General features: G+C 68.1%; 2 protein-coding genes. Both read right to left on the bottom strand.

What is annotated here, in order from left to right:
* Positions 1-428 precede the first annotated feature (428 nt).
* Positions 429-668, bottom strand: a complete 240-nt coding sequence (locus LQV45_RS32500; protein ID WP_143264731.1) for a hypothetical protein — start codon at positions 666-668, stop codon at positions 429-431.
* 66 nt (positions 669-734) lie between these two features.
* On the bottom strand, positions 735-1,397 hold a 663-nt coding region (locus LQV45_RS32495; RefSeq protein WP_290370386.1), incomplete at its 5' end, for a flotillin domain-containing protein.

Here is a 1,397-nt window from a genome sequence, read left to right as displayed (position 1 = left end):
CCCCTCCACGGTGCGGGCGGCGGTTTGCGGCGCGGGGGAGCAGGCGTGGCCGGGAAGGGAAGAGTGGGTTAACAGGTGGGCGAACTCAGGAGGGAACGCCACAGGGCGCGCAGAAAGGTGGGCGAACTCAGGAGGGAACGCCACAGGGCGCGCAGTAAGGCGGGCGGTTGCCGGGAACTAGTCGGGCGCCCTCACGTGGGCGCAGTTCAGTGCGGCCATGCGTCCACGGCGCAAACCCTACGAAGCAGCGGTGCCGGATGGCATGACGAAAGTCGAGCTACAGCGGGTCGGGCCAGTTGCCGACCGGGAAGCGGGCACGGATGCCGGAAACCGGACCGCAACGCGCACGCTTGTTGCCTTCCATCAGAAATACCTCCAGAGGCTACGGAACTTCAGAATACGCCCGTCGCCTCCTACCGTCCAGAGGGTCAATCGGCCTTGAGGACATCCGGAAGTTCGTCCACAAACACCGTCTGCGGCGGTTCAAAATAGATGACCAGGACCTGCTCGCCCACGGCGAAAACGCTGGTCTTATCGAAGGGGTGCGCGTGGAACGCACTGGTTCCGCCGCGGACCGGCAGCATGACCTCGCCGATGGTGCCCGGGCCGATCCGTCCGGTGACGCGGCCGATCTTTCCGGTCAGGCTCCGGTCAACATCCTTATGCATCAGAACCCCAGTACATCAGAATCCCAGTACATCAGGTCCTCCGGCTCTCCGCGCGCATTCCCGCCCCTACGCCTCAGGCGCCTTCGCCGGCCGTTTGCCGCCATCCCGGGTGTTTTTGAGGGCCGTGGAGAGCGCCGGGAGGTAGTCGCCCACCTGTGCCAAAATCCCGCCGATCATCCGGTTGACCCCTTCGCCGCCGTTGAGAACGGTCATCTGGCCGACGTGCGCGAACGGCTCGGCCGCCGCCGCCACGATCGCCGGCATGTTCTCGGCGAGCTGCTGGGAGATGACGGCGTCCTGGTTGGTGCCCAATGCTTCGGCGCGGGCCTTGATGCCATCTGCCTCTGCCAGTGCCTTGGCTTTGATGGCGGAGGCGGCGGCATCGCCGCGGGCCTTCGTGGCGGCGGCCTCGGCCTCACCGGTGACCTTGGTGGCCCCGGCCGCGGCTGCTGCCGCCGTCGCGTTCGCCTGGGCCTGCACCTCGGTCCGCCGGGCGTTGGCCTGGGCCTCGAGCTCGGTGCGCCGGGCCAGCGCCTCGGCAGCGCTGATGTCCGCGGATTTCTGGCCTTCCGCGTCGGTGCGCTTGGCGTACGCCCTCGCGTCGGCGGGCTTGCGGACGGTGGTCTGCAGTTTTTGTTCCTCCCGGTCGGCCTCGAGCTTGGCCACCTCGGTTTCCTGGACCACCACCTGCTGGCGCGCCGTGGCGTCGGCCAGTGGCCCGGCCTGGGC

It is taken from the genome of Microbacterium sp. Bi128 (assembly GCF_918698205.1).
This window is presented reverse-complemented; position numbering and strand designations above follow the sequence as displayed.

Coding starts and splice junctions, on each gene's coding strand:
- LQV45_RS32500 (WP_143264731.1), bottom strand. CDS start 668: ATGCATAAGGATGTTGACCGGAGCCTGACCGGAAAGATCGGCCGCGTC.